Genomic DNA, 21,380 nt, shown 5'->3' with positions numbered 1-21,380 from the left:
GAGTCTTGCCGTTTCCGTGATGACAGCCCTGGACCTCGACGTTCCATCGACGGCACTCGCCCTGCCACCAGCCTTCACCGGCCGGTTGGTACAGGGTGCCTGCGATGCCTTCACGGAAGCCTTGGCACTGGTGGGGCGAGACGGGTCTGACGCGGCAGGCACCCTCATCCTCACAGAACGCGCGAACGTGCTCGACTTGGCAGTGGTGCTGGCGCCGGACGAGCCCCTGGGTTCGGCGCGCCGTGCATTCCTGGCAGCCATGACGGCCCTTGCCGACGCTGTCGGCGCACACGGCCCACCGGAAATGCCGCTGACCTTCGGCTGGCCGGACGTTCTCGTTTTCGACGGAGCCCGGCTCGGCGGCGGACGGTTGGGCTGGCCCGTTACCTGCGCCGAAACATCCACGCCGGACTGGCTCGTCTTCTCGGCCATGCTCATTCTCTCGAAGGCCGGCACCGGCGATCCGGGGCTCACCCCTGGCTCGACGGCCCTCGATGAGGAGGGATTTCCCGCCGACATCCGTTATCCGCTGGTCGAGAGCTTCGCCCGCAATCTCATCCGCACGTTCTCCCTGTGGGCCGAAGACGGCTTCGACGGGATCGCAGCCCGCTACCTCGCGCATCTGCCGACCCCTTCGGGCGTGTCGGTCCGCATCGATCGAGAGGGTGACGTCATTCTCGGGGAGTCCGAGCGCTGGTCTCTGGCGCGGCTGCTGCGCGAACCGGCATGGCTCGATCCGGAAACCGGGACGGTCCGCCTATGACGGCGCTCAAGTTACCGCGCACATTGCGGCTCGACCCCTCCGACAACTTCGTCTTCGCCCATCCGGCCGAGCCGGGAGAATGGGCGGTGACGGGATCGTTTCTCTTCTGGGACCAGGACCTTCCCGCGCTGGAGGGGAAGGCGCGCGCCGCCTTTCGGTCCGGTTTCGTCGGGGTGACGTCGCTCGGTTTCTCGACCCTTGTGGTGGTGAGCGAAGCGTCCGAAGCCGAGCGCGATGCGGCGGTCGAAGATCTGGCTCGGCATATCCAAGAGCGGCTCGGTGCCCCGGACCGAGCGACCGCGCGCGCCGCGGCCCGCGAGGAGATCGACTTCGCCGCCTCCCTCTGCGGCGTTCCCATCGGAAGCGTCGTGGCGATGCATCGGACCCAGACGGACGGCGAGATCTCGGAAGCCTTCCGGACGCTGCACCAGCGCGATGCCGGAACGCCCGGAGCCGACCGCCTGCACGCCCATGCCCGCGCCTTCCGATTCGTCGAGACCGATGAGGAGGAGCCCGAGGAACGGGCCGACCTGATCGGTCTCGCCCGGGCTTCCACGTCCTCGGGAACCTGATCGATGCCAGCCTTCGTACCGGGACAGACCCTGCCATGACCGAATTCTGGGTCTCCAGCGGCCACCACCTGACGCAGCGCACCGAGGGTGGTGGGTTGGCCGTCACCGACGAACTGATCCTCGCCTATCTCGCTCGCCCGGAAGTGTTGCCGCCCGACGACGCCTGCGCTGCGGAGCGCGACCTCTATGCCGACCTGCTCGCTCACCCCCGCCGCCCCGTGGCGCCGGAGGCCGTGACGGCCATTGCCGATCCGGACGCGCGGGAAAACTGGGAGGTGCTGCTCGCCTTCCGGGACCGCCTGCTGGCCGCGCGCTCGATCGAGGCGGCTTATCTCGGCATGGTCAGACAGGGCCTGCAGGGCATTCCCTCGTTATTTCTCAACCAGTTGGTCCACCTGATCCTGCGCAATGCCCTCGACGGCTGCGACGACCCGTTCGTGCTGCGCGCAGCGGAACTGCTGTTCCGGCCACAACGGATCAGTCGCCTCGACGGCGCCGTTCTCTTGGCCGATGCGGAGGTGATCGAGGCCCGGGAGGGGAGTGCGCCCCTGTCGCCGCTGGTGAGCATGCTGGGCAAGGACGCGGCGAACGAACTCGACGTTCTGAACGAGGACAACGCCTGGAGCTACTGGAGCCGCTCCGACGCGTTCTCGATGGCGCTGAACCTCGGCTCCAGCGTGCGCAGCCGCGAGGCGCTCGCCCGGGTGATCGAGGCCTTCGTCGGACACCTCCTGAACGTCGAGGTTCGGGTCAACCCCCTCGACAAGCTCGAGGATTCCGACTGGCGCTGGTTCGTCGGCCTGGATGCGGAAGCGACGCGGATCGGCAACGCCCTCTGGCGCGGAGACCCGGTCTCGAGCGCCGATCAGGAGCGCGTCATCGCGCTCTTCAGCCTGACATTCGCCGACCGGACGCGCCTCGAAGACTCGGTCGGCGACCGTCCGGTCTACCTCCTGCTGGCGGCAACGGGCGCGAACCTCGTGACGCTGAAGCCGCAGAATTTGATCGCAGGCCTCCCCCTCAAGACAGCGCAGGCGCCCTGCTGATGCCGAACGATCCGACAATCCCCGACGACGAGCGGACCGGACCAGCGCCGGACGAACCCGCGCAGGAGCGGGTCCCGCCGCAGAACCATTTCGAGGTCGGTATCCTCGTCGCCCGCCGGCGCCTGCGCGGCCCCTGGGCGACCCATGCCTGGCTGCCGGTCGCGGCACTGCCGGCGGCGCCCCCCGTGGCGAACTGGACCCAGCTCGCAGAAACCGAAGCGGAATCAACGTTCTACGCCGGATCCTACGAGGTTCTCCTGCACCCTGCGGAGACCTCGCATTATCGCGACAACCTCGTGTCCGGACGTCCATCCCTCTGGGTCTCGCTGCGCAAACTCGGCGAGGATGCCTACGAGATCGCCACCGTGACGGCGGACCCCTACGAGGGCGAGGCCATGGCGGAAGGGATCGGGGAGATCGTGGAGGCTGTCCCGATGCCGAACGAGTGCCAGGGCATCCTGCGCGCCTTCTTCGAGGCGTTCCATGTGGAGCGGAAGTTCGAGAAGCGGAAGCGCGACCGCGCCGATCCGGAAGCGCTGGCGCGGGGCGGTCAGGGCAAAGGACGCGGCGAATGAGCGACGGCCTTCTCTCACGCTGGGCGCGACGCAAGCAGGAGGTTCGTCGGCGCGAGCGCGAGCAGGCGGTCGCGGAACCGCTCCCGACCGAACCGCAAGCCGTTGACGACGCTCAGGTTTCTTCGGAACCGGCGATCGACGACGAGAGCCTGGCGGACGCGATCGCCCGGTTGCCGAAGATCGAGGATCTGACCGCGGAGACCGAGCTCGCTCCGTTTCTCAGGGTGGGGATTCCGGCGGCTTTGCGCAAAGCCGCCCTGCGGCGGATGTGGTCCGTCGATCCGGCGATCCGTGACTTCGTGAGCGAGGCCCGCGAATATGCCTATGACTGGAATACGCCCGGTGGGGTGCCGGGGCTCGGCCCCATGCTCCCCACGGACGACATCAAGGCGATGGTCGAACGGATCATGACCGGCCACGCCCCGCGACGGGTCGAGGAGCCCGCCGGTATCCAAGAGGGTGTCGTCGAGGTCACACCGTCCACCGGACCGGATGCGGACGAACCGAAGACCGAGACGCAAAATCTGGCGGCACCCGACGGACTCGCCGATCCGGACGTGCTCGCATCCCCGGAGTTGCCGACGCACGTCGGCGTCGCGGAGCTTCATCCATCGAAAATTAGTGAGCGCGCGTTTCAATCGCCTCCGATTGTTTCGCCCCTGCGACGCCATGGCGGCGCGATGCCGAGCTAATCGGAAGAAAGCCGATTGCCGTCCGGCGAAACGCTTTTTATTATCAATACAAACTAGACCGCACCTCAGGTGGAGCGGCGGGGGCCGCAAGGGTCGAGGAGTGGTATGCGTTCCGGTGCGCCGTTTTCAGAGCCGCCAGGGGAAGTAGGCTTCGGGGTGACGGATCGGATCGACGAGGCCGCAGTGGCGAGCTTGGCCTTGGACGAAGTCGATTACCTGCGCGCCCAGCAGTACGACCTGCTCGCGGTCCTGCTGGGTCGCCCTCCCACGGCGGATCTTCTGCGCGCCTTGGCCGGACTGAGCGGCGGCGACAGCGTGCTCGGACGCGAGGTCGCCGCCCTCGCCGCCCTGGCGCGGGAGACGTCGGTGGAGGCGGTGGAGCGGGAATATTTCGCGCTCTTCGTCGGTGTCGGGCGGGGCGAGCTCCTTCCCTACGCCTCCTACTACCTGACGGGGTTCCTGAACGAGCGGCCCCTTGCCCGGGTGCGGGAGGATCTCTCGAATCTCGGCATCGAGCGCGACCCGGCGACGACCGAACCCGAGGATCATCTCGCGATTCTCTTCGATGTGATGGCCGGGCTCACGGCCGGGCGGCTCGAGGCGGAGCCCGAGGCGTCCCGCGCGTTCTTCCTCCGGCACATCGCGCCGTGGGGCGAACGCTTCTTCACGGATCTGGAGCGCGCGAAGGCAGCGCGCTTCTACCGCCCGGTCGGGGCTCTGGGACGAGCCTTCCTGGAGATCGAGGCGGCAGCTTTCGCGATGGATGCCTGAGGCATTCGTCACTTGGGATCATGGCGCTCGGCCCGCATGGGCGAGCACCGTCAGGAGTGTGTGGGCGATGAGACAGGATCAGAAGGACCAGCTCGGCCGTCGCCAGTTCTTCCGCGCGCTCGGCGGCGGCACGGTGGCAGCCGCGGCCGGCATGGCGTCGCCGATCTCGGTCACCGAGGCGCAGGCCTATGACCCCGGCACGGACGAGACCCGGTCGCGCTACCGCCTCACGGACGAGGTGAAGGCGTTCTACCGGACCAACGGCTACGAGACCCTCCAGAACAGCACGAACGCCGGAAAGAAGTGAGCCTGCGATGCTGACCAAGCGCAAGAGCGGCGAGGCGAGCCGCACCAAGCATCAGGCCGTCGCCGCGGGCCTTGCGGCCGGCGTGCTCGACCGGCGTGGCTTCCTGAAGAAGTCGGGCCTGACCGCGGGCGCCCTCGCGGCGGCCGGCACGATCCAGCTCGGGTCGGTGCGTCAGGCGCGCGCGGCCGGGTCCTCGGCCACGGCGCCGGACGTGCAGATCAAGAAGAACGTCTGCACGCACTGCTCCGTCGGCTGCACCGTGACGGCCGAGGTGGTGAACGGCGTCTGGGTCGGCCAGGAGCCGTCCTACGCGAGCCCGATCAACCGCGGCACCCACTGCGCCAAGGGCGCGGCCATCCGTGAGCTGGTCTCGTCCGACCGCCGCCTGAAATACCCGATGAAGCTCGTCGGCGGGCAGTGGCAGCGCGTCTCCTGGGAACAGGCGATCGAGGAGATCGGCGACAAGCTCGGCGCCATCCGCGAGAAGAACGGCGCGGACTCGGTCTACTGGCTCGGCTCCGCCAAGTTCACCAACGAAGCGGCGTACCTGATGCGCAAGTTCGGTGCCTTCTGGGGCACCAACTCCGTCGATCACCAGGCGCGCATCTGTCATTCGACCACGGTGGCGGGCGTCGCCAACACCTGGGGTTACGGCGCCCAGACCAATTCCTACAACGACATCCGCAACGCCAAGACGATGATCATCCTGGGCGGCAACCCCGCCGAGGCGCACCCGATCTCCATGCAGCACGTGCTGTCCGGCAAGGAGATCAACCGCGCGAACATGATCGTCATCGATCCGCGCTTCACCCGCACCGCCGCCCACGCCACCGAGTACGTGCGCATCCGCTCCGGCACCGACATCCCGGTGGTCTGGGGCATCCTCTGGCACGTCTTCCAGAATGGCTGGGAGGACAAGGAGTTCATCAGCCAGCGCGTCTACGCCATGGACGACGTCCGCAAGGAAGTCGCCAAGTGGACGCCCGAGGAGGTCGAGCGCGTCTCCGGCGTGCCGGGCGAGCAGCTGCGCCGGGTGGCGGAGAAGTTCGCCAAGGAGAAGCCCGCGACCCTGATCTGGTGCATGGGCGCGACCCAGCACACGGTCGGCACCGCCAACGTGCGCGCCCTCTGCATCCTGTGTCTGGCCACCGGCAACGTCGGCAAGCCCGGCACCGGCGCGAACATCTTCCGCGGCCACACCAACGTGCAGGGCGCGACCGATCTCGGCCTCGATGTCACCTCGCTGCCGCTCTACTACGGTCTCGTCGAGGGCGGCTGGCGCCATTGGGCCCGCGTCTGGGACGTGCCCTACGAGTGGCTGCAGTCCCGCTTCGACGAGGTACCCGCCGCGGCCGGCCGCAAGGCCCGCTCGCGCAAGGAGAACATGGAAGCGCCCGGCATCACCTCGACGCGCTGGTTCGACGCCGTGAACCTGCCGCCGGAGCAGATCGACCAGCGCAGCCCGATCAAGGCGTTCATGGTGTTCGGCCACGGCGGCAACACCGTGACCCGCCTGCCCGAGGCGATCGAGGGCATGAACAAGCTCGAGCTGCTGGTGGTCGCCGACCCGCACCCGACCACCTTCGCGGCCCTCGATGCCCGGCAGGACAACACTTACCTGCTGCCGATCTGTACCTCCCTCGAGATGGAAGGCTCCCGCACGGCCTCGAACCGCTCGCTGCAATGGGGCGAGCAGATCGTGAAGCCGGCCTTCGAGTCGAAGAACGACTACGAGGTGCTCTACCTCCTGGCCAAGAAGCTCGGCTTCGCCGAGACGCTGTTCAAGAACATCAAGGTCGAGAACAACGTCCCGTCCGCGGAGGACCTGCTGCGCGAGATCAACCGTGGCGGCTGGTCGACCGGCTATTGCGGCCAGAGCCCCGAGCGGCTGAAGGCGCACATGCGCAACCAGCACAAGTTCGATCTCATCACCCTTCGGGCGCCCAAGGACGACCCGGAGGTGGGCGGCGACTATTACGGCCTGCCCTGGCCGTGCTGGGGCAAGCCCGAGCTGCGCCATCCCGGTTCGGCGATCCTCTACAACACGTCGCTGCACGTGAAGGACGGCGGCAGCACCTTCCGGGCTCGCTTCGGCACCGAGCGCAACGGCCAGACCCTGCTGGCCGAGGACAGCTTCACCAAGGATTCGGATCTCACCGACGGCTACCCGGAATTCACCTTCGGGGTGTTCAAGAAGCTGGGCTGGGACAAGGACCTGACGGCGGACGAACTCGCCACGATCCTGAAGATCGGCGGCGACAAGCCCGACACCGTGAGCTGGGCCACCGACTTGTCGGGCGGCATCCAGCGGGTCTGCCTCGACCACGGCGTGATCCCGTTCGGCAACGGCAAGGCCCGGGCGAATGCCTGGAACCTGCCCGATCCGGTGCCGGTGCACCGCGAGCCGGTCTACTCGCCGCGGCCGGACCTGGTGGCGAAGTACCCCACCCGGCCGGACGAGCGGCAATTCCGCATGCCGAACATCGGCCTGTCGGTGCAGAAGGCGGCGGTCGAGCGCAACGTGGCGCGCGACTTCCCCATCATCCTCACCTCGGGCCGCCTCGTGGAATACGAGGGCGGCGGCGAGGAGACCCGGTCGAATCCGTGGCTCGCCGAGCTGCAGCAGGACATGTTCGTCGAGATCAACACCGGCGATGCCGCCGACCGCGGCATCAAGGACGGGTCCTGGGTCTGGGTCACCGGCGCCGAGAACAGCTCGAAGGCCAAGGTCAAGGCGCTCGTCACCGACCGCGTCGGCAAGGGCGTCGCGTTCATGCCCTTCCACTTCTCGGGTTGGTACGACGGCAAGGACATGCGCGACTACTACCCGAAGGGCACCGACCCGGTGGTGCTCGGCGAGAGCGTCAACTCGGTCACCACCTACGGCTTCGATCCTGTGACGGGCATGCAGGAGACGAAGTGTACCCTATGCCAGATCAAGGCCGCGTGAGAGGAGCGCATCGACCATGGCCCGTATGAAGTTCCTCTGTGACGCCGACCGTTGCATCGAGTGCAACGCCTGCGTCACCGCCTGCAAGAACGAGCACGAGGTGCCCTGGGGCATCAACCGCCGTCGCGTGGTCACGCTGAACGACGGCAAGCCCGGCGAGCGCTCGGTCTCGATGGCCTGCATGCATTGCACCGACGCGCCCTGCGCCGCGGTCTGCCCGGTGAACTGCTTCTACACCACGGCCGACGCCGTGGTGCTGCACTCCAAGGACATCTGCATCGGCTGCGGCTACTGCTTCTATGCCTGTCCCTTCGGCGCGCCCCAGTATCCGCGCGTCGGAAACTTCGGTTCGCGCGGCAAGATGGACAAGTGCACCTACTGTTCGGGTGGACCGGAGCCGGACCTGTCGGTGGCCGAGTACGAGAAGTACGGCTCGAACCGCCTCGCCGAGGGCAAGCTGCCGCTCTGCGCCGAGATGTGCTCGACCAAGGCCCTGCTCGCCGGCGACGGCGAGATGATCGCCGAGATCTACAAGCAGCGCGTGATCAAGCGCGGCTACGGTTCCGGCGCCTGGGGCTGGAAGACGGCCTACCGCGAGACCGTGGCGATCTGATCGCCCCCTCGCCCCTGGAGCCGGCGGCCGTCCGGCGGCTCCCAGACGACACGCCATCGGGCGACACGCCATCGAAAGGAACGCCGATGCGGCGGGCAGTTACGCTCCTCAGCACCCTCGTCGTCGCGACGACGCTCCTGGCCGCGCCGGCAGCGTTCGAACCGGCGCAGGCCCAGAATCCAATCACGCAGGACGGGCAGAACCCCATGGGCGCCAGGCCCACGGCGGATTCGGTGAACGAAGAGTTTCTCTTCAAGAACGCGGACAAGATCACCGGCCGGATCAGCATCCCGGACCGGAAGGCCGCGAACCTGATCCAGCCGCAGGGCCGCGAGTACCAGTCGTTCCGCGAGCACTACCTGCCGTGGATCGGTGCCGCCTTCATCCTCGGCATGATCGGCGCGCTGGGCGCGTTCTTCCTCTGGCGCGGGCGCATCCTGACCGAGCACAGCCAGGAATCCGGCCGGAAGATCCTGCGCTTCAACACCTTCGAGCGCTTCACCCACTGGATGACGGCCGTGTGCTTCATCATCCTCTCGCTCTCGGGCCTGAACTACATCTTCGGCAAGCGCCTGCTGATGCCGCTGATCGGCCCCGAGGCCTTCGGCGCTCTGGCGCAATGGGCGAAGTACAGCCACGTCTACCTGGCCTGGCCGTTCATGTTCGGCGTGGTGATGATGTTCGTGGTCTGGATAAAGGACAACATTCCCAACCGCCTGGACTGGGCCTGGATTAAGGCCGGCGGCGGCTTCATCGGCAACAAGCACCCCCATGCGGCGCGCTTCAACGCGGGCCAGAAGGGCGTGTTCTGGATGGTCGCCGGCTTCGGCGTCGCCATGAGCCTGACCGGCCTGATGATGCTGTTCCCGTTCGCGCTGCTGGACATCAACGGCATGCAGGTCATGCAGGTGATCCACTCGCTGATCGGCATCACCTTCATCGCCGGCATCCTGGCGCACATCTACATCGGCACGCTCGGCATGAAGGGCGCCTACGACGCCATGGGCAGCGGCAAGGTCGATCTCGCCTGGGCGCGCGCGCACCACGATCTCTGGGTGGAGCAGGAGCAGGCCAAGACCGCCAGCGGTCCGCAGCTGACCGGGCGCCACCCCGCCGCGGCCGAGTGACCTTCCAACGCTGCCTGAGGACGCCGGTACGGCGACGGGGAACCAGACCATGAAAGCCTTCATCCTCGCCGTCATCGCGGCCATCGGGCTCGGCGTCGTCGCCATGTACGCCCTGACGAGCAATCAGAAGTTCGCCTACCAGGCCTTCGCGACGTCGGGCGCCCGCGTGTCGGAGCCGGGCACCAATCTCGTGGGCGACAAGTGGAACGGCGATCCGCGCACGAACGACACCGGGGAATCGGCACACGGCAAGGCGACCGGTGAGCCCTCCCACCCGAAGCGGTCCTGATCCATCCTGCGATCGCCGAACCCAACCAAGCGCCCGGACCACAGGGGACCGAAGATGATCCGACGCCTGCCCTTCGCCGCGCTGCTCCTGTCGAGCTGCCTCGTGGCGCCCGCGGCCTTCGCCCAGGATGCGGCGCCCGCCCCGGCGGCGGCCCCCGCGAAGGGGCCGGCGAACCTGTGCCAGGAATTGGTCGCCTTCGTGCAGAAGCCGGAGGAGAAGAAGCAGGAGGCCGCCACACCGGCGAAGCAGGCGACCGCCGTCTCGAATTCCTCCGGCAAGAGCGAGGGGCAGCCCTCGACGGGCGCGGGTGAACCGCAGCAGAAGTCCGGCCTGAGCGGACCCACGAACGCCGACACCAAGGCGCCGTCCAGCGACACCAAGGCGCCGTCCACCGAGGCGAAGGCGCCGGCCGGCGACACCAAGGCGCCGACCAGCGATACGCGGGCGCCCGTCAGCGACGGCAAGACGGTCATGACCCAGGCCAATGCTTCGGCCAAGTCTCCGCCGCCGCCCGGTGCACCGGCCCCGAGCCCGAAGCCGGATCCGGCCGTGATCGCGCAGCTCGAGACGGCCGCCGGGGCGAACGACCAGACCGCCTGCCGCGCGGCGGCGCGTGCCATGCGGGTCGCCGGCGTCGTCATGCCCCCGCCCCTGCTGGCGCTCGCCGCCCTGAACCCGAAGTTCTACGCGGGGTCGCAGCCCTGAGCCTGGACGGGAGGGCGGACGACGCAGACTTGCGTTGCCCCGAACGTCCCCCCATCGGGCGGGACACGACCCTCTGCATGTCCCTGTCGGCGCGACCGGGACATTTCGGGTCGCGGTTTCACAACCGGCTCTACGCGCTTCTCGGGCTCGACTACGTCTACAAGGCGTTCGCGACCACCGACCTCCCCAGGGCGATCGCCGGCATCCGCGCGCTCGGCATCCGCGGCTGCGCGGTCTCGATGCCGTTCAAGGAGACGGTGATCCCGCTCCTCGACGCCCTCGAGCCGTCCGCGCGGGCGATCGACAGCGTCAACACCATCGTCAACGACAACGGCACGCTGACCGGCGCCAACACCGACTACCTCGCGGTGCGCGCCCTGCTGGCCCAGCACGCCATCGATCCGTCGGCGGCGTTCGTGCTGCGGGGGTCCGGCGGGATGGCCAAGGCGGTCGTGGCGGCCCTGCGCGATTCCGGCTTTCGCCACGGGACGGTCGTCGCGCGCAACGCGGCGGCCGGGGCCGCCCTGGCGCAGCGCTACGGCTTCGCCCATGCGACCGAGCTCGGCGACCGCACGGCGCCGCTCCTCATCAACGTCACCCCCCTCGGCATGGAGGGCCCGGATGCGGCGGCCCTGGCCTTTCCGGAGTCGGCCATCGCCGCCGCCGCGATCGCCTTCGATGTGGTCGCCCTGCCCGCACGGACCCCGTTCCTGCAGGCGGCGGAACGCCTCGGGACGCCATCGATCACCGGACACGAGGTCCTGGTGCTGCAGGGCCTCGAACAGTTCGTCCGCTACACCGGCGTGCGGCCCACATCCGCCCAGGTGGCGGATGCGGCCGCCTACGCCCGGACCTGACCGGGCGACGGCCCGCTTCGGGCGGCCGTCCGACACGAAGACGGGAGGGAGCGATGCCGGAACGGCATCGATCGGGGCCGGCGTCCCGCAGACAGGGGCTTAGGCGTGCGGATGGGCGGACCGATCCCCGTCGCCCGTCCGCGTCGCGACGCGGGCGAGCGCGTCCTCCGCGAAGAAGGCCTCCAGGGCACGCACAAGGTCCGGATTGGGTTTCTTCATGCCGTTGATGAAACGCGAGATCCGCGGCTGGTTGATCCCCAGTTCCCAGGCGAGACGCGCTTGGCTCCAGCCGGTGCGATCGAGGAATTGGCAGACGTCGGCGGGTCGGACCGGCATGGCTCCACCTGAGGCGACGGATTTCGCGCAGGCGCTTAAGGGTAGGCGCGCCGACAATCCCGACCATACGCGGTCGAGCCTTAATCCATCCCCTCCGATCACGTTCGCGTGATATTCGACACGGTCCGCATTACTTTTGGAAGCGGAGCTTTAGCTACTCCTCGCCACCAGAACGATCTGCGAGGAAACCCCATGCGATACATGATCTACGGTGCTCTGTTTGCCGCCCTGCTCCCCATGGCCGCGCATGCAGAAGGTGATGCCGCGGCGGGTGAGAAGGCGTTCGCACCCTGCAAAGCCTGCCACGCCTTCGGCAAGAACGGCGTCGGGCCGAACCTGACGGGCGTCGTCGGCCGCAAGGCTGCGTCGGAGGAAGGCTACAACTATTCCGCCGCCCTCAAGGGGTCCGGGATCACCTGGGATGAAGCCAACCTGCACGAGTGGCTGAAGAACCCGAAGGCGAAGGTCCCGGGCACGAAGATGGTCTTTGCCGGCTATCCCGACGACAAGAAGATCGACGATGTGATCGCCTACCTCGCATCCAAGAAGTAATCGGTCCCGGCACGAAGCGACGCTTCTGCCTGATCGGCCTGTCCGTCGAAACGCCGCCGGATGTCCGTCCGGCGGCGTTTCGCGTCTGATGGGCGCGCCGCCGGCTTATTGCGGCGTCGGGGCGGGCATCGCCGGCCGATCCGGAGCGGGCGAGGTCGTAACAGGCGAAGTCGTGACGGGTGCTTGGGGATCGGCCGCACGCGCCGTCTCGGTCGAGCTGGCGAGTTCGGGATAGGCCTCGACCACGTGCGCCCCGTTCAGGGGCTTGCTCACGCCGTTGTGGCAGGTGGTGCAGTTGACCTTCGGCACGTCACCGAGGGCGCCGAGGCGGTTCGGCGGGAAGGTCGAGAGCAGCGGCTCAAGGTAATTGCCGTTGATGTCCCGCACCATCCGGATGCCGTGCCAGGCGGTGGTCCGTTGCGGCGTGCTCTGCGACCAGTTCGAGATCGCGCGGGTGTTGTGACAGAAGGTACAGTTGACCCCCAGTCCCTCCGACATGTGGATCATCAGCCCGTAGGTCTTCTCGGCATCCTGGATCGGCTTGCCCTTGCTCGTCGGCAGCGCCGTCGTGGCGTTCACCCGGATCGCGTTGTTGTCGATGGTCTTGTCGGCGAGGTACTCGGTCAGGGTGTCGTAGGGCAGCGACGCCAGGCCGACCGACGGCGCGGCCAGGTTCTGCCCGTTGTTGCGGGCGATGAAGCCGCCCGGGCGATTGGGACCCGGCTGGGTGAACCAGATATTGGCCGGCACCGGTTGCCCCCGGTGGCAGGTGTAGCAGGTCACGCCCGCGCCGCCGACGTGGTTCTCCTTCCAGGAACTGTTGATGTGCTGCGTCATCTGCAGCATCCGGCGGGCGACCTTCTTCTGGTACAGGCTGTCGTCGGCCATGTTCTCGGTGTTGTGACAGTAGGTGCAGCCCTGCTCGGGGCTGACCCATTCGGTCATCGAAGCCATCAGCCGATTGAACTCGTTGACGCTGACGTTCTTGAGAACCTGGACGTTCTCGTAGGTCGTGCCGGCAAGCTCCTCGCCGGGCTCGGCCGGATCGGCGGGCGCCGGCGCGCGGTTGGCGTCCCGGATGTCCTCGACGGCGTCGCGGGTGTGGACCTGCGCCATCGCGGTCCCGCGGAAGCCGTTCTGATGGACCGCCAGCGGCGGCCGGTCCCAATCGGTCAGACCGACCATCGCCACCGTGAGGAAGAAGGCGATGGACGCGCCGAGGACGGTGAAGAAGGTCTTCATGGAGCTCCCCCGGGCATGGTGGTGGGCGACACACTCAGCGGATCGACGACCGGCGGATAGACCTGCGGGTAGGACGGGGCGACGCCGTGCTTGACCGCCCAGAGGTACCAATTGTCGACCACCGTTCCGGTGAGCAGGATTCCGATGCCGCCGGTGAGCGTCGTCAGCACCGCGAACCACCAGGCCCAGCGGTGGACCGATTCCATGGTGGCGTTGAAGCCCATGGTCCAGCGCCAGAACAGGGCGGCGCGCTCGGTGGCGGTGCCGCGGTCGACGATCTGGTCGATCTCGCGCTCGCCGCCGAAGCGGCTCACCGCCAGGATGGTGCCGCCATGCATCGCGAAGAGCAGCGTCGATCCGTAGAGGAAGACGATCGAGAGCATATGGAAGGGATTGTAGAACAGGTTGCCGTATCGCAGCGAGAACGCGGCGGTCCAGTCGAGGTGCGGGAAGATGCCGAATGGGACGGCCTCGCTCCAGGAGCCCATCAGCACCGGGCGGATGAAGCCGAGCACCAGGAACAGCCAGATCGCGGAGGCGAAGGCCCAGGGCACGTGGTAGCCGAGGCCCAGCGCCTTGGCGCGGCGGAACAGCCGCAGCCACCAGAGCAGGATCGAGGCGGTCAGGAAAAAGCCGGCGATCAGCCACCAGCCGCCCTCGGCGAGGGGCGGCAGCACCTTCAGGCCGTATTGCGGCCGGGGCGGCTCGAGGGCCAGCCAGGGCAGCTGGCGCACGAACTGGATCGGATCCCAGTTCACGCTCGCCCACATGTTGAGACCGATGATCTCGAAGGCGATCAGCCCGCAGGCGAAGGAGAGGGCGCCGAGGTAGCCGATATAGATCGGGCCGACCTGCGCGTTGCCGATGAGGCCGAACAGGTAGGAGTTGAACGGCGTGCCCCAGCGCTTGTCGACATCCACCGGGATGCCGTGTTCCGGCTGGGTCGGTCGGACCTGCACTTCGGAGAAGATGTTCTGGTAGTAGGCCATGGGGTCACGAGCCTCCCTCTTCGGAGATCAGCGCCAGACGGGGAGATTGAGCCACCAGCCCCACCATTCGGGCCAGCCGCGGGTCCAGAACGGACCGCTGATGACGATGCAGACGGCGCTCCAGAAGCCGGCCGACAGCGCCAGGAACAGGCCGAGCCGGTGGATGCCCAGCGTGCCGATCGAGTAGCCGATGGTGTCGCGGAAGAAGGTGTCCTCGTGCTCGGGGGTCTTCACCACCTCGCCCTTGCCCGGATTGGTCGAGGACAGGATCAGCGAGCCGTGCAGCGAGAGCGCGAGCGTGGTGGTGAAGAAGAACGTCACCGCCAGCATGTGCGCGGGATTGTAGTGGAAGTGCAGGTACTGGTAGCCGGTGTTCGAGACCCAATCGAGGTGCGAGAGGATGCCGTACGGGAACCCGTGTCCCCAGGCGCCCATCAGCAGCGGCCGGATCACCACCAGCGTCACGTAGGCGAAGATCGCCACCGCGAAGGCGAAGGGGACGTGGTAGCCGATGCCGAGCTTCCGGCAGATCTCGACCTCGCGCAGGGCCCAGGACGAGAACGCGCCGACGGCGCAGAAGGTGATGATCTGCCAGAGGCCGCCCTCCTGGAGCGGCGCCAGGGCGAGCCCGTATTTCAGGTCGGGCGGTGCGATGTTGATCTGCCAGATGTTCCAGGTCGGTCCGAGCGCCGCCCCGTAGATGATCAGTGCCGTCCCCAGCACCGAGAAGAACAGCGTCGTGACGCCGAAGAAGCCGACGTAGAACGGCCCGACCCAGAAATCGAACAGGTCGCCGCCGACCAGCGTGCCGCCGCGGATGCGGTATTTTCGCTCAAAACTCAGCATCGCCATCGCGACCTCCCGGGCCCACCATCACGAGTCTCCGCGATGATCGACGGGGGGCCTTGGCGCCCGCCCGCCGATCATCCGTGTTCGAGGTCCTCTACTGTCGAGGCCGCGCCTGTCAGGCGGGCATCGTCGGCAGGACCAGCGTCTGCGCGTCGGCGGCCCGCGGCGCCTTGGGGCCTTCCAGCCAGTTGAACCGGTCGGTGCTGAGCAAGATGAAGTGGATCAGCAGCGCCAGGATGAAGAGGAAGGTGAAGAGCGCCACCAGCGTGCGGCGCGGATCGAAGAGAAGCCAGACCTTGTGCATGATGAGGGTCCTTCTCAGGAGAGCAGGGAGACGACGCCCTGGGCCGCCGTCTCGAGGGCGGCGTAGCCCTTCGGTCCGGGCAGCCACGGACGCCACAGCCACACCAGGATGTGGGCGACCACGGCGATCGCCGTGAAGATGATGAAGCTGGTCAAGAAGATCGCGTGGAACTCCTTGGCTTCCGGTTCCGTCAGCCCGGACAGGCTGCTCGGTTTCTCGACAATGCCATTGGCCATTGGTTCAAACCTCCGCTTTGACTAGCCGCGCCCGCACGTCCGGGTACGGTGGGTGTCACCGGACCGCGCGGAGCGGCCTCGGCGGTCCTTCCCGCCTGTTCGGACGGGAGGTCGATCGGGGGCGGGCGGAACGCCTCGTCCCGAGGACGAAGTCAGCCCATGAAGACGAAGGGGATGGCCGAGACGGCCATCGCGCGGGCCTCGGCGAAGACCGAGCGCCGCCGCTGCGGCAGCGCCGTCCGGGCCTGCGGGATCACGCGCTGCACCAGGGCGGCGATGAGGAAGAACGGATAGGTGCTGGCCAGGATGATCCGGAACTGGACCTCGTCCTGATGCAGGCGCGACACCGGATTCAGCGAACGTTGCATGGGATGGGTCTCCTCCTGGCGTTCCGCGGCGGGACGCATCCGGGTCGGGACGCGCGGGGTCGGCATCGACCGGTCGGACGGCGCCGCGCCGTTCCAGCCGGAAAGGGAATGGGTGCCCGGGACGGGATGGGCGCTCATGCGGCGGCCCCCAGGCGGGTCTCGGCGCGGGCGCGCTCGACATGGTGGGCGACCACGCGGGCCGTGCCCTCGCCGCGCGCGACGCGCTCGGCCGCATCACGCAGGCGCTTGGCCGCCGAGATCCGCACCAGCACCGGATGGGCCTCGACGAGTTCGTCGAGACGGGCCCGGGCGGCCTCGTCCCAGGGCAGCTCCCGGTGGAGCCGCGACGGCGTCGGCTCGACTTGGTCCATGTCGTGGGCGAGCGGCAGGATGTGGAAGAGCATCTCGAACAGGGCGTTGCAGACCTCCTGGACGAGGTAGGTCGCACCCGCGAACCCCATGAAGGGCGTGCCCGTGTGCCGCCGGATGATCGCGCCCGGGAAGGAGGCCGGCACGAAGACCGCGCGGGCCCCGGCCTCGGCGGCGTACATCCGCTCGTTGAAGGAGCCGAACAGCACCAGGGGCGGGTTCTTCGCGATCATCTCGCGAATGGCGGCGTTGTCGGTCTTGGCACCCGCCCTGCGGCACTCCGAAAAATGACAGGGCAGCCCCATCTCGTCCGCGAGGAAGTGCCGGACACCCCGGGCGTAGGTCTCGGAGGCCACGATCCCGAAGCTCGCCGTGCCGAAGAAGTCCTGCGTCACCGAGCGCCAGAGATCCCAGACCGGCTTGATCGTGGTGTGCTTCTCCCGCGCGATGAACGGCTCCGGGTCCAGGCCGAGGGCCTCGCCCAGGGCCCGCAGGAACCGCGTCGTCGAGTGGATGCCGATGGGCGCCTGGAAGTAGGGGCGCTCGAGGGCCTCGCAGAGCAGCCGGCCGAACTCGCGATAGAGGCAGATATTGGCGTCGGCATTCACCAGGGCCGGGACGTCGGCCAGATGCGAGCCCAGGGGGAAGACGAGGTTCACCTCGGCGCCGATGCCCTCCACCAGGCGGCGGATCTCGGCGAGGTCGGAGGGCATGTTGAAGGTGCCGTAGGCCGGCCCGATCAGGTTCACCCGCGGCTTCACGCCCTCCCGGCGAGGCGGCCGCGCGGGGATGCCCTTCTTGGCGAAGCGCTTGGCGCCGTACTCGTTCCAGAGCCACGCCATGGCACGGTCGGCGGCCTGCCACTGGTCCTCGTCGATGGTGCGCGGCAGGAAGCGCTGGAGATTGGTGCCCTCCGGCGTCACGCCGCCGCCGATCATCTCGGCGATGGAGCCGGTGACGACCACGCTCGGCTGGGCCGGGTCGAGGGTGGCGTGGGCCCGCTTCATCGCGGCCTCGGTACCGTGGCGGCCGAGTTCCTCCTCGGCCAGGCCCGTGACCACGATGGGCAATTCGTGCGGCGGCAGCGCGTCGGTGTAGTGCAGCACCGAGGTCACCGGCAGGTTCTCGCAGCCCACCGGGCCGTCGATGACGACCTGCAGACCCTTGATCGCGGTGAAGACGTAGACGGCGCCCCAGTACCCGCCGGCCCGGTCGTGATCGAGGACGAGCATCAGGCCATCTCCCCGATCGGATCGTGGGTCGGTTTCGGCCGGACCGCCGCGGCGACGTTGCGACGAAGCCTCGGCACGTCTTCCCAGATGCCGGCGGCATGGCCCTCGCCGACGCCGTCGAAGAAGTCCCGCATGGCATCGAAGCGCGCGCGGTTGCCGAGGGCGGCGTTGATGACTTTCGCCAGCGAGCCGGCGCCCGCCACGCCCATGAGCGGCCGGGCCGAGATCAGGTTGGTGAAGTAGAGGGCGGGAATGCCGAGCGTCTTGGCCTTCTGCACCACGGGCGTGGTGCCGATGGCGAGATCCGGCCGGACATCCATCAGGGCCGCGAGATCGTCCTCCAGGGACGCCCGGTAGCGCACCGCGACGCCGCGCGCCTCGAGCCAGGCCTGATCGGCCTCGGAGTACGGCGTGCGCGGGCAGGCGGTGCCCACGTAGGCGAGATCCGCGCCGCTCTCCACCAGGAGCCGGGCGACCAGCAGCTCGGAGCCCTCGTAGCCCGACAGCGTGATCCGGCCCCGGATCGGATTGGCGCCGAGCGCCCCCCGGATCATCGGTAGGACGCGGTTCTTGGCCGCCTCCACCGTGGCACGGGGCACGGCACAGGCCTCGCCGATCCGGTCGAGCCAGTCGGCGGTGCCGTCATGCCCGACGGGGGCCGAACCGACGATCGGCCGCCCCGCGCCGGCGAATTCGCGCAGCGACGCGGTGTAGAACGGGTGGATCGCCGCCACGGCGGTGCAGTCCAGGGCGGCGTAGAGCTCGCGCCATTCCCGCGTCGGGACCACCGGGCCGGCACTGAGACCCAGCGGCTCCAGCAGGCCGCCGATCACGACCGGGTCGGCGGGAAACATCTCGCCGAGGAGGGCCACGGTGGGACGCTCGGCCCGGCCGGAGCGGGGCGCCTGCACGGGCCCCTGCTCGGCCTCGGTCCGCGCGACCTTGAGCATCGCGCCGGCCAGGACGTCCTTGGCCTCGGCATGGGTCGGGACCCCGAAGCCCGGAACGTCGATGCCGATGATGCGGACGTTGTCGATCTCCTTCGGCAGCAGGCGGAGGGGCACGCCGGACGCGGTCGGCACGCAGAGATTGATGACGACGACGGCGTCGTAATCGGCCGGCTTGGCGACCTGGAACACCGCCTCGCGGATGTCCTCGAACAGCTTGCCGGTGACCAGGGTCTCGGAGTTGAAGGGCACGTAGCCCACGCTCCGCTTGGCCCCGTAGAAATGTGCGGTGAAGGTCAGGCCGTAGACGCAGCAGGCCGAGCCGGAGAGGATCGTCGCCGTGCGGCGCATCCGCAGGCCGACCCGGAGCGAGCCGAAGGCCGGGCACATGCTCTGGGGCTGGTCGTGCGGGCCGGCCGGGTAGTCCCGGGCGTAGGTGTCCAGGGTCTCGTTCAGGCCCGCGGCCTGGGCGGCCGCCCGCATCGCATCCTTGCCGGCGTGACAGCCATGACCGTCCTCGCGCGCAGCGGCCAGGTTCACCACCTCGGCGGAGGCCGTGACGGCCCCCAGGGTCGAGGCCGGGCGCTCCTTGCGGGCGCGAAGAGCGGCGATGTCGAGGGTGACGGCCATGATGCGTCAGACCTCGTCGTAGACGACTTCGAGGGACGGCTTCACGACCTGCGTCGTGCCGCACATGTCCTCGAAGGTGGCGGGCACCAGGGTGACGCCGCGGCCGACGGCCTCGCCCTTGAACAGGCCCAGGAGTCCATCCTGGCTGAGGGGCGTCGGATGGTGCGGCGCCGCCTCGTGGACGTTCCGGGCGAGCTCGGAGAACAGGGAGCCCCAGGGGCTCTCGGGCCGCCCGATGATCTCGTAATTCGCGCTCTTCCGGCGGATGTCGTCGTCGGCCGGGATCGAGGCCAGGATCGGAATGCCGACGGCTGCCGCGAAGGCCTGGGCCTCGCCGGTGCCGTCATCCTTGTTGATGACGAGACCGCCGACGCCGACGTTGCCGCCGAGCTTGCGGAAGTATTCCACCGCCGAGCAGACGTTGTTGGCCACATAGAGCGACTGGAGATCGTTCGAACCGACGACGATGACCTTCTGGCACATGTCGCGGGCGATCGGCAGGCCGAAGCCGCCGCAGACCACGTCGCCGAGGAAGTCGAGCAGGACGTAGTCGAACCCCCAGTCGTGGAAGCCGAGCTTCTCCAGGAGTTCGAAGCCGTGGATGATGCCGCGACCACCGCAGCCGCGCCCGACCTCGGGACCGCCGAGCTCCATGGCGTAGACGCCGTCGCGCTTGAAGCAGACGTCGCCGATGGCGACCTGTTCGCCCGCGAGCTTCTTCTTCGTGGAGGTCTCGATGATGGTCGGGCAGGCGCGGCCGCCGAACAGGAGCGAGGTGGTGTCGCTCTTCGGGTCGCAGCCGATCAGCAGGACCTTCTTGCCCTGCTGGGCCATCATGTAGCTGAGGTTGGCCAGGGTGAACGACTTGCCGATGCCGCCCTTGCCGTAGATCGCGATGATCTGCGTCGCCTTGGTGGCGGCGACGGGCACGGGATCCGGCTCGATGCCGGCCTCGGCGCGCAGGGCCTCGGAGGCCTCCAGGGCGCCGCCGTTCAGCTGCCGGTTCGTCAGCTGGATGTTCATGCGGCTCTCCAATCCAAGATCATCTTCAGGCATCCGGCGTCACCGAAGGCCGTGCGATAGGCATCCGGAGCGTCCGCGGCCGGGCGCCGATGGGTGATGAGGTCGTCGAGGCAGAGCCGGTCCTCGGCGACGAGCGCGAGGGTCGCGGCGAGATCCTCCGGCCGCCACTGCGCGGCGACGCGGATCCGGGCTTCCCGCAGGAAGGCGGGCGCGAAGGCGAAGCCGAGACGGCCTTCGTAGAACCCGGCGAGGACCAGTTCGCCGCCGGGGGCGAGGCGCGCGATCCCGGCGTCGAGGATGCCGGAATCGCCGCTGACGTCGAGGATCGTGGCGTAGTCGCGCCGTGCATCGTCCTCGGGCGCGAGAACGAGGTAGGATTCCGGGTTCCGGCGCCGCACGGGGTTGGTCTCCCAGACCTGCGGCGTGGCACCGAGGGCCTGGGCGATGCGCGCCACCAGGCGCCCCAGGACGCCGTGGCCGATGACGAGGAGCGGTTGGCGCAGGTCGATCCCCGCCAGGGCGTGGCGCGCCGTGGCCGCCAGGGCGATCAGGGTTCCGCGCTCGCCCCAAGCCGTGTCGATGGGAACGAGGCGCTCGCCGGCGCTGACCAGGTGGGCGGCGGCGCCGCCGAACAATCCGCGGACAGGGCCGAAGCACCGGGCACCGGGGACGAAGACGGTCTGCCCGACACGGACGCCGCTCCCGGCTCCGGCCTCGACGACCTCGCCGACGGACTCGTAGCCGGGCACCAGGGGGTAGCCCATCCCCGGAAACGACGGCATCCGGCCAGACCAGAGCAGGCGCTCGGTTCCGGTGCTGATGCCGCTCCAACGGACCGCCACGACGGCATCGCCGGCCGCGGGATCGTCGAGCGGCAGACTTTCGAGGCTGAGCAGGCCGGGATCGTGGAGGACGACGGCATCTGTTTGCATCGCGCCTGCCCTCCCCCATCCACCGACTCGGTTCGTTCGGCGCCGAACCCGTTATGTCATCCTAGATAGACACTTTTGAACGTCAAGATAAACTTACATCGACG

At 68.5% G+C, this 21,380-nt stretch carries 25 protein-coding genes; 14 read left to right on the top strand and 11 right to left on the bottom strand.

The genetic code is table 11. The features are described from left to right. Positions 1-19: 19 nt before the first annotated feature. The 13 genes from CRT23_RS11975 to CRT23_RS11915 all read left to right on the top strand — a co-directional run bounded on the left by CRT23_RS11975 (position 20) and on the right by CRT23_RS11915 (position 11,267). Positions 20-763: a biotin/lipoate--protein ligase family protein gene (locus CRT23_RS11975; RefSeq protein ID WP_103709854.1), complete on the top strand. Its 744-nt coding sequence runs from the start codon at positions 20-22 to the stop codon at positions 761-763. Continuing rightward, positions 760-1,335, top strand: a complete 576-nt coding sequence (locus tag CRT23_RS11970; protein ID WP_103709853.1) for a DUF6505 family protein — start codon at positions 760-762, stop codon at positions 1,333-1,335. Before CRT23_RS11975 ends, CRT23_RS11970 begins: the two co-directional genes overlap by 4 nt. Before the next feature lie 35 nt (positions 1,336-1,370). Next, positions 1,371-2,381, top strand: a complete 1,011-nt coding sequence (locus CRT23_RS11965; protein WP_103709852.1) for a DUF6352 family protein — start codon at positions 1,371-1,373, stop codon at positions 2,379-2,381. Next, entirely contained in the window at positions 2,381-2,956 is a 576-nt protein-coding gene (locus CRT23_RS11960) for a DUF3305 domain-containing protein (RefSeq protein ID WP_103709851.1), read from the top strand. The genes CRT23_RS11965 and CRT23_RS11960 overlap by 1 nt, the downstream gene beginning before the upstream one ends. Next, positions 2,953-3,648, top strand: a complete 696-nt coding sequence (locus tag CRT23_RS11955) for a DUF3306 domain-containing protein (protein WP_103709850.1) — start codon at positions 2,953-2,955, stop codon at positions 3,646-3,648. The genes CRT23_RS11960 and CRT23_RS11955 overlap by 4 nt, the downstream gene beginning before the upstream one ends. A gap of 156 nt (positions 3,649-3,804) precedes the next feature. After that, the gene (locus CRT23_RS11950; RefSeq protein WP_245436154.1) at positions 3,805-4,419 is read left to right on the top strand and encodes a molecular chaperone TorD family protein; all 615 of its coding nucleotides are present in this window, start codon (positions 3,805-3,807) and stop codon (positions 4,417-4,419) included. Between the two features lie 67 nt (positions 4,420-4,486). Next, entirely contained in the window at positions 4,487-4,726 is a 240-nt protein-coding gene (locus tag CRT23_RS11945) for a formate dehydrogenase (RefSeq protein ID WP_103709848.1), read from the top strand. Positions 4,727-4,733: 7 nt separating this feature from the next. Then, a complete protein-coding gene (locus CRT23_RS11940; protein WP_103709847.1) occupies positions 4,734-7,676 on the top strand; it encodes a formate dehydrogenase subunit alpha in 2,943 nt (980 codons plus the stop codon). A gap of 16 nt (positions 7,677-7,692) precedes the next feature. Then, entirely contained in the window at positions 7,693-8,289 is a 597-nt protein-coding gene (fdh3B, locus tag CRT23_RS11935) for a formate dehydrogenase FDH3 subunit beta (RefSeq protein WP_055955987.1), read from the top strand. Positions 8,290-8,375: 86 nt separating this feature from the next. Continuing rightward, a complete protein-coding gene (locus CRT23_RS11930) occupies positions 8,376-9,416 on the top strand; it encodes a formate dehydrogenase subunit gamma (RefSeq protein ID WP_103709846.1) in 1,041 nt (346 codons plus the stop codon). Positions 9,417-9,465: 49 nt separating this feature from the next. Beyond that, on the top strand, positions 9,466-9,705 hold the full coding sequence (locus CRT23_RS11925; protein ID WP_055955992.1) for a hypothetical protein: 240 nt from the start codon (positions 9,466-9,468) through the stop codon (positions 9,703-9,705). A 54-nt stretch (positions 9,706-9,759) separates the two neighbouring features. Further along, a complete protein-coding gene (locus CRT23_RS11920) occupies positions 9,760-10,410 on the top strand; it encodes a hypothetical protein (RefSeq protein WP_055955995.1) in 651 nt (216 codons plus the stop codon). A gap of 29 nt (positions 10,411-10,439) precedes the next feature. Next, positions 10,440-11,267: a shikimate 5-dehydrogenase gene (locus CRT23_RS11915; protein ID WP_280951979.1), complete on the top strand. Its 828-nt coding sequence runs from the start codon at positions 10,440-10,442 to the stop codon at positions 11,265-11,267. 99 nt (positions 11,268-11,366) lie between these two features. Here the strand turns inward: CRT23_RS11915 and CRT23_RS11910 are convergent, their stop codons facing one another. Beyond that, complete coding sequence (locus tag CRT23_RS11910) at positions 11,367-11,603, bottom strand: helix-turn-helix transcriptional regulator (protein WP_103709844.1); 237 nt, start codon at positions 11,601-11,603, stop codon at positions 11,367-11,369. A gap of 192 nt (positions 11,604-11,795) precedes the next feature. On the opposite strand from CRT23_RS11910, the gene CRT23_RS11905 reads away from it, so the two are divergent. After that, positions 11,796-12,155, top strand: coding sequence for a cytochrome c family protein (locus CRT23_RS11905; RefSeq protein ID WP_055956005.1), 360 nt, complete (start codon positions 11,796-11,798; stop codon positions 12,153-12,155). A 105-nt stretch (positions 12,156-12,260) separates the two neighbouring features. Here the strand turns inward: CRT23_RS11905 and pufC are convergent, their stop codons facing one another. The 10 genes from pufC to bchC all read right to left on the bottom strand — a co-directional run bounded on the left by pufC (position 12,261) and on the right by bchC (position 21,276). Further along, complete coding sequence (gene pufC, locus CRT23_RS11900; RefSeq protein WP_103709843.1) at positions 12,261-13,397, bottom strand: photosynthetic reaction center cytochrome PufC; 1,137 nt, start codon at positions 13,395-13,397, stop codon at positions 12,261-12,263. Beyond that, the gene (gene pufM / locus CRT23_RS11895; RefSeq protein WP_103709842.1) at positions 13,394-14,386 is read right to left on the bottom strand and encodes a photosynthetic reaction center subunit M; all 993 of its coding nucleotides are present in this window, start codon (positions 14,384-14,386) and stop codon (positions 13,394-13,396) included. The genes pufC and pufM overlap by 4 nt, the downstream gene beginning before the upstream one ends. 27 nt (positions 14,387-14,413) lie before the next feature. Further along, positions 14,414-15,238: a photosynthetic reaction center subunit L gene (gene pufL, locus CRT23_RS11890; RefSeq protein ID WP_055956014.1), complete on the bottom strand. Its 825-nt coding sequence runs from the start codon at positions 15,236-15,238 to the stop codon at positions 14,414-14,416. A 112-nt stretch (positions 15,239-15,350) separates the two neighbouring features. Beyond that, positions 15,351-15,539, bottom strand: coding sequence for a light-harvesting antenna LH1, alpha subunit (gene pufA, locus CRT23_RS11885; protein WP_055956017.1), 189 nt, complete (start codon positions 15,537-15,539; stop codon positions 15,351-15,353). 14 nt (positions 15,540-15,553) lie between these two features. Beyond that, positions 15,554-15,775, bottom strand: coding sequence for a light-harvesting antenna LH1, beta subunit (gene pufB / locus CRT23_RS11880; protein ID WP_055956020.1), 222 nt, complete (start codon positions 15,773-15,775; stop codon positions 15,554-15,556). Between the two features lie 152 nt (positions 15,776-15,927). Further along, positions 15,928-16,143, bottom strand: a complete 216-nt coding sequence (locus CRT23_RS11875; protein ID WP_055956535.1) for a hypothetical protein — start codon at positions 16,141-16,143, stop codon at positions 15,928-15,930. Positions 16,144-16,277: 134 nt separating this feature from the next. Next, positions 16,278-17,744, bottom strand: a complete 1,467-nt coding sequence (gene bchZ, locus CRT23_RS11870; protein WP_103709841.1) for a chlorophyllide a reductase subunit Z — start codon at positions 17,742-17,744, stop codon at positions 16,278-16,280. After that, positions 17,744-19,321 (bottom strand): chlorophyllide a reductase subunit Y, encoded by a 1,578-nt coding sequence (gene bchY / locus CRT23_RS11865; RefSeq protein ID WP_103709840.1) that lies wholly within the window; start codon positions 19,319-19,321, stop codon positions 17,744-17,746. Before bchY ends, bchZ begins: the two co-directional genes overlap by 1 nt. Positions 19,322-19,327: 6 nt before the next feature. After that, complete coding sequence (locus CRT23_RS11860) at positions 19,328-20,344, bottom strand: chlorophyllide a reductase iron protein subunit X (RefSeq protein WP_103709839.1); 1,017 nt, start codon at positions 20,342-20,344, stop codon at positions 19,328-19,330. After that, positions 20,341-21,276: a chlorophyll synthesis pathway protein BchC gene (gene bchC, locus CRT23_RS11855; RefSeq protein ID WP_103709838.1), complete on the bottom strand. Its 936-nt coding sequence runs from the start codon at positions 21,274-21,276 to the stop codon at positions 20,341-20,343. The genes CRT23_RS11860 and bchC overlap by 4 nt, the downstream gene beginning before the upstream one ends. Between the last annotated feature and the right edge of the window lie 104 nt (positions 21,277-21,380).

This window comes from Methylobacterium sp. V23, from assembly GCF_002917135.1.
Taxonomy (GTDB): domain Bacteria; phylum Pseudomonadota; class Alphaproteobacteria; order Rhizobiales; family Beijerinckiaceae; genus Methylobacterium.
The sequence above is the reverse complement of the archived record's forward strand: the minus strand, read 5'-3'. Positions and strand labels throughout refer to the sequence as shown.

What these genes read in the sequence shown, in the direction of transcription:
- CRT23_RS11930 (WP_103709846.1), top strand. Translation starts at nt 8,376, where the DNA reads ATGCGGCGGGCAGTTACGCTCCTCAGCACCCTCGTCGTCGCGACGACG.
- pufM (WP_103709842.1), bottom strand. Translation starts at nt 14,386, where the DNA reads ATGGCCTACTACCAGAACATCTTCTCCGAAGTGCAGGTCCGACCGACC.
- CRT23_RS11920 (WP_055955995.1), top strand. Translation starts at nt 9,760, where the DNA reads ATGATCCGACGCCTGCCCTTCGCCGCGCTGCTCCTGTCGAGCTGCCTC.
- pufB (WP_055956020.1), bottom strand. Translation starts at nt 15,775, where the DNA reads ATGGCCAATGGCATTGTCGAGAAACCGAGCAGCCTGTCCGGGCTGACG.
- CRT23_RS11860 (WP_103709839.1), bottom strand. Translation starts at nt 20,344, where the DNA reads ATGAACATCCAGCTGACGAACCGGCAGCTGAACGGCGGCGCCCTGGAG.
- bchC (WP_103709838.1), bottom strand. Translation starts at nt 21,276, where the DNA reads ATGCAAACAGATGCCGTCGTCCTCCACGATCCCGGCCTGCTCAGCCTC.
- bchY (WP_103709840.1), bottom strand. Translation starts at nt 19,321, where the DNA reads ATGGCCGTCACCCTCGACATCGCCGCTCTTCGCGCCCGCAAGGAGCGC.
- CRT23_RS11875 (WP_055956535.1), bottom strand. Translation starts at nt 16,143, where the DNA reads ATGCAACGTTCGCTGAATCCGGTGTCGCGCCTGCATCAGGACGAGGTC.
- pufC (WP_103709843.1), bottom strand. Translation starts at nt 13,397, where the DNA reads ATGAAGACCTTCTTCACCGTCCTCGGCGCGTCCATCGCCTTCTTCCTC.
- CRT23_RS11910 (WP_103709844.1), bottom strand. Translation starts at nt 11,603, where the DNA reads ATGCCGGTCCGACCCGCCGACGTCTGCCAATTCCTCGATCGCACCGGC.
- fdh3B (WP_055955987.1), top strand. Translation starts at nt 7,693, where the DNA reads ATGGCCCGTATGAAGTTCCTCTGTGACGCCGACCGTTGCATCGAGTGC.
- CRT23_RS11945 (WP_103709848.1), top strand. Translation starts at nt 4,487, where the DNA reads ATGAGACAGGATCAGAAGGACCAGCTCGGCCGTCGCCAGTTCTTCCGC.
- CRT23_RS11970 (WP_103709853.1), top strand. Translation starts at nt 760, where the DNA reads ATGACGGCGCTCAAGTTACCGCGCACATTGCGGCTCGACCCCTCCGAC.
- CRT23_RS11955 (WP_103709850.1), top strand. Translation starts at nt 2,953, where the DNA reads ATGAGCGACGGCCTTCTCTCACGCTGGGCGCGACGCAAGCAGGAGGTT.
- CRT23_RS11960 (WP_103709851.1), top strand. Translation starts at nt 2,381, where the DNA reads ATGCCGAACGATCCGACAATCCCCGACGACGAGCGGACCGGACCAGCG.
- CRT23_RS11905 (WP_055956005.1), top strand. Translation starts at nt 11,796, where the DNA reads ATGCGATACATGATCTACGGTGCTCTGTTTGCCGCCCTGCTCCCCATG.
- CRT23_RS11975 (WP_103709854.1), top strand. Translation starts at nt 20, where the DNA reads ATGACAGCCCTGGACCTCGACGTTCCATCGACGGCACTCGCCCTGCCA.
- pufA (WP_055956017.1), bottom strand. Translation starts at nt 15,539, where the DNA reads ATGCACAAGGTCTGGCTTCTCTTCGATCCGCGCCGCACGCTGGTGGCG.
- bchZ (WP_103709841.1), bottom strand. Translation starts at nt 17,744, where the DNA reads ATGCTCGTCCTCGATCACGACCGGGCCGGCGGGTACTGGGGCGCCGTC.
- CRT23_RS11965 (WP_103709852.1), top strand. Translation starts at nt 1,371, where the DNA reads ATGACCGAATTCTGGGTCTCCAGCGGCCACCACCTGACGCAGCGCACC.
- CRT23_RS11940 (WP_103709847.1), top strand. Translation starts at nt 4,734, where the DNA reads ATGCTGACCAAGCGCAAGAGCGGCGAGGCGAGCCGCACCAAGCATCAG.
- CRT23_RS11925 (WP_055955992.1), top strand. Translation starts at nt 9,466, where the DNA reads ATGAAAGCCTTCATCCTCGCCGTCATCGCGGCCATCGGGCTCGGCGTC.
- pufL (WP_055956014.1), bottom strand. Translation starts at nt 15,238, where the DNA reads ATGGCGATGCTGAGTTTTGAGCGAAAATACCGCATCCGCGGCGGCACG.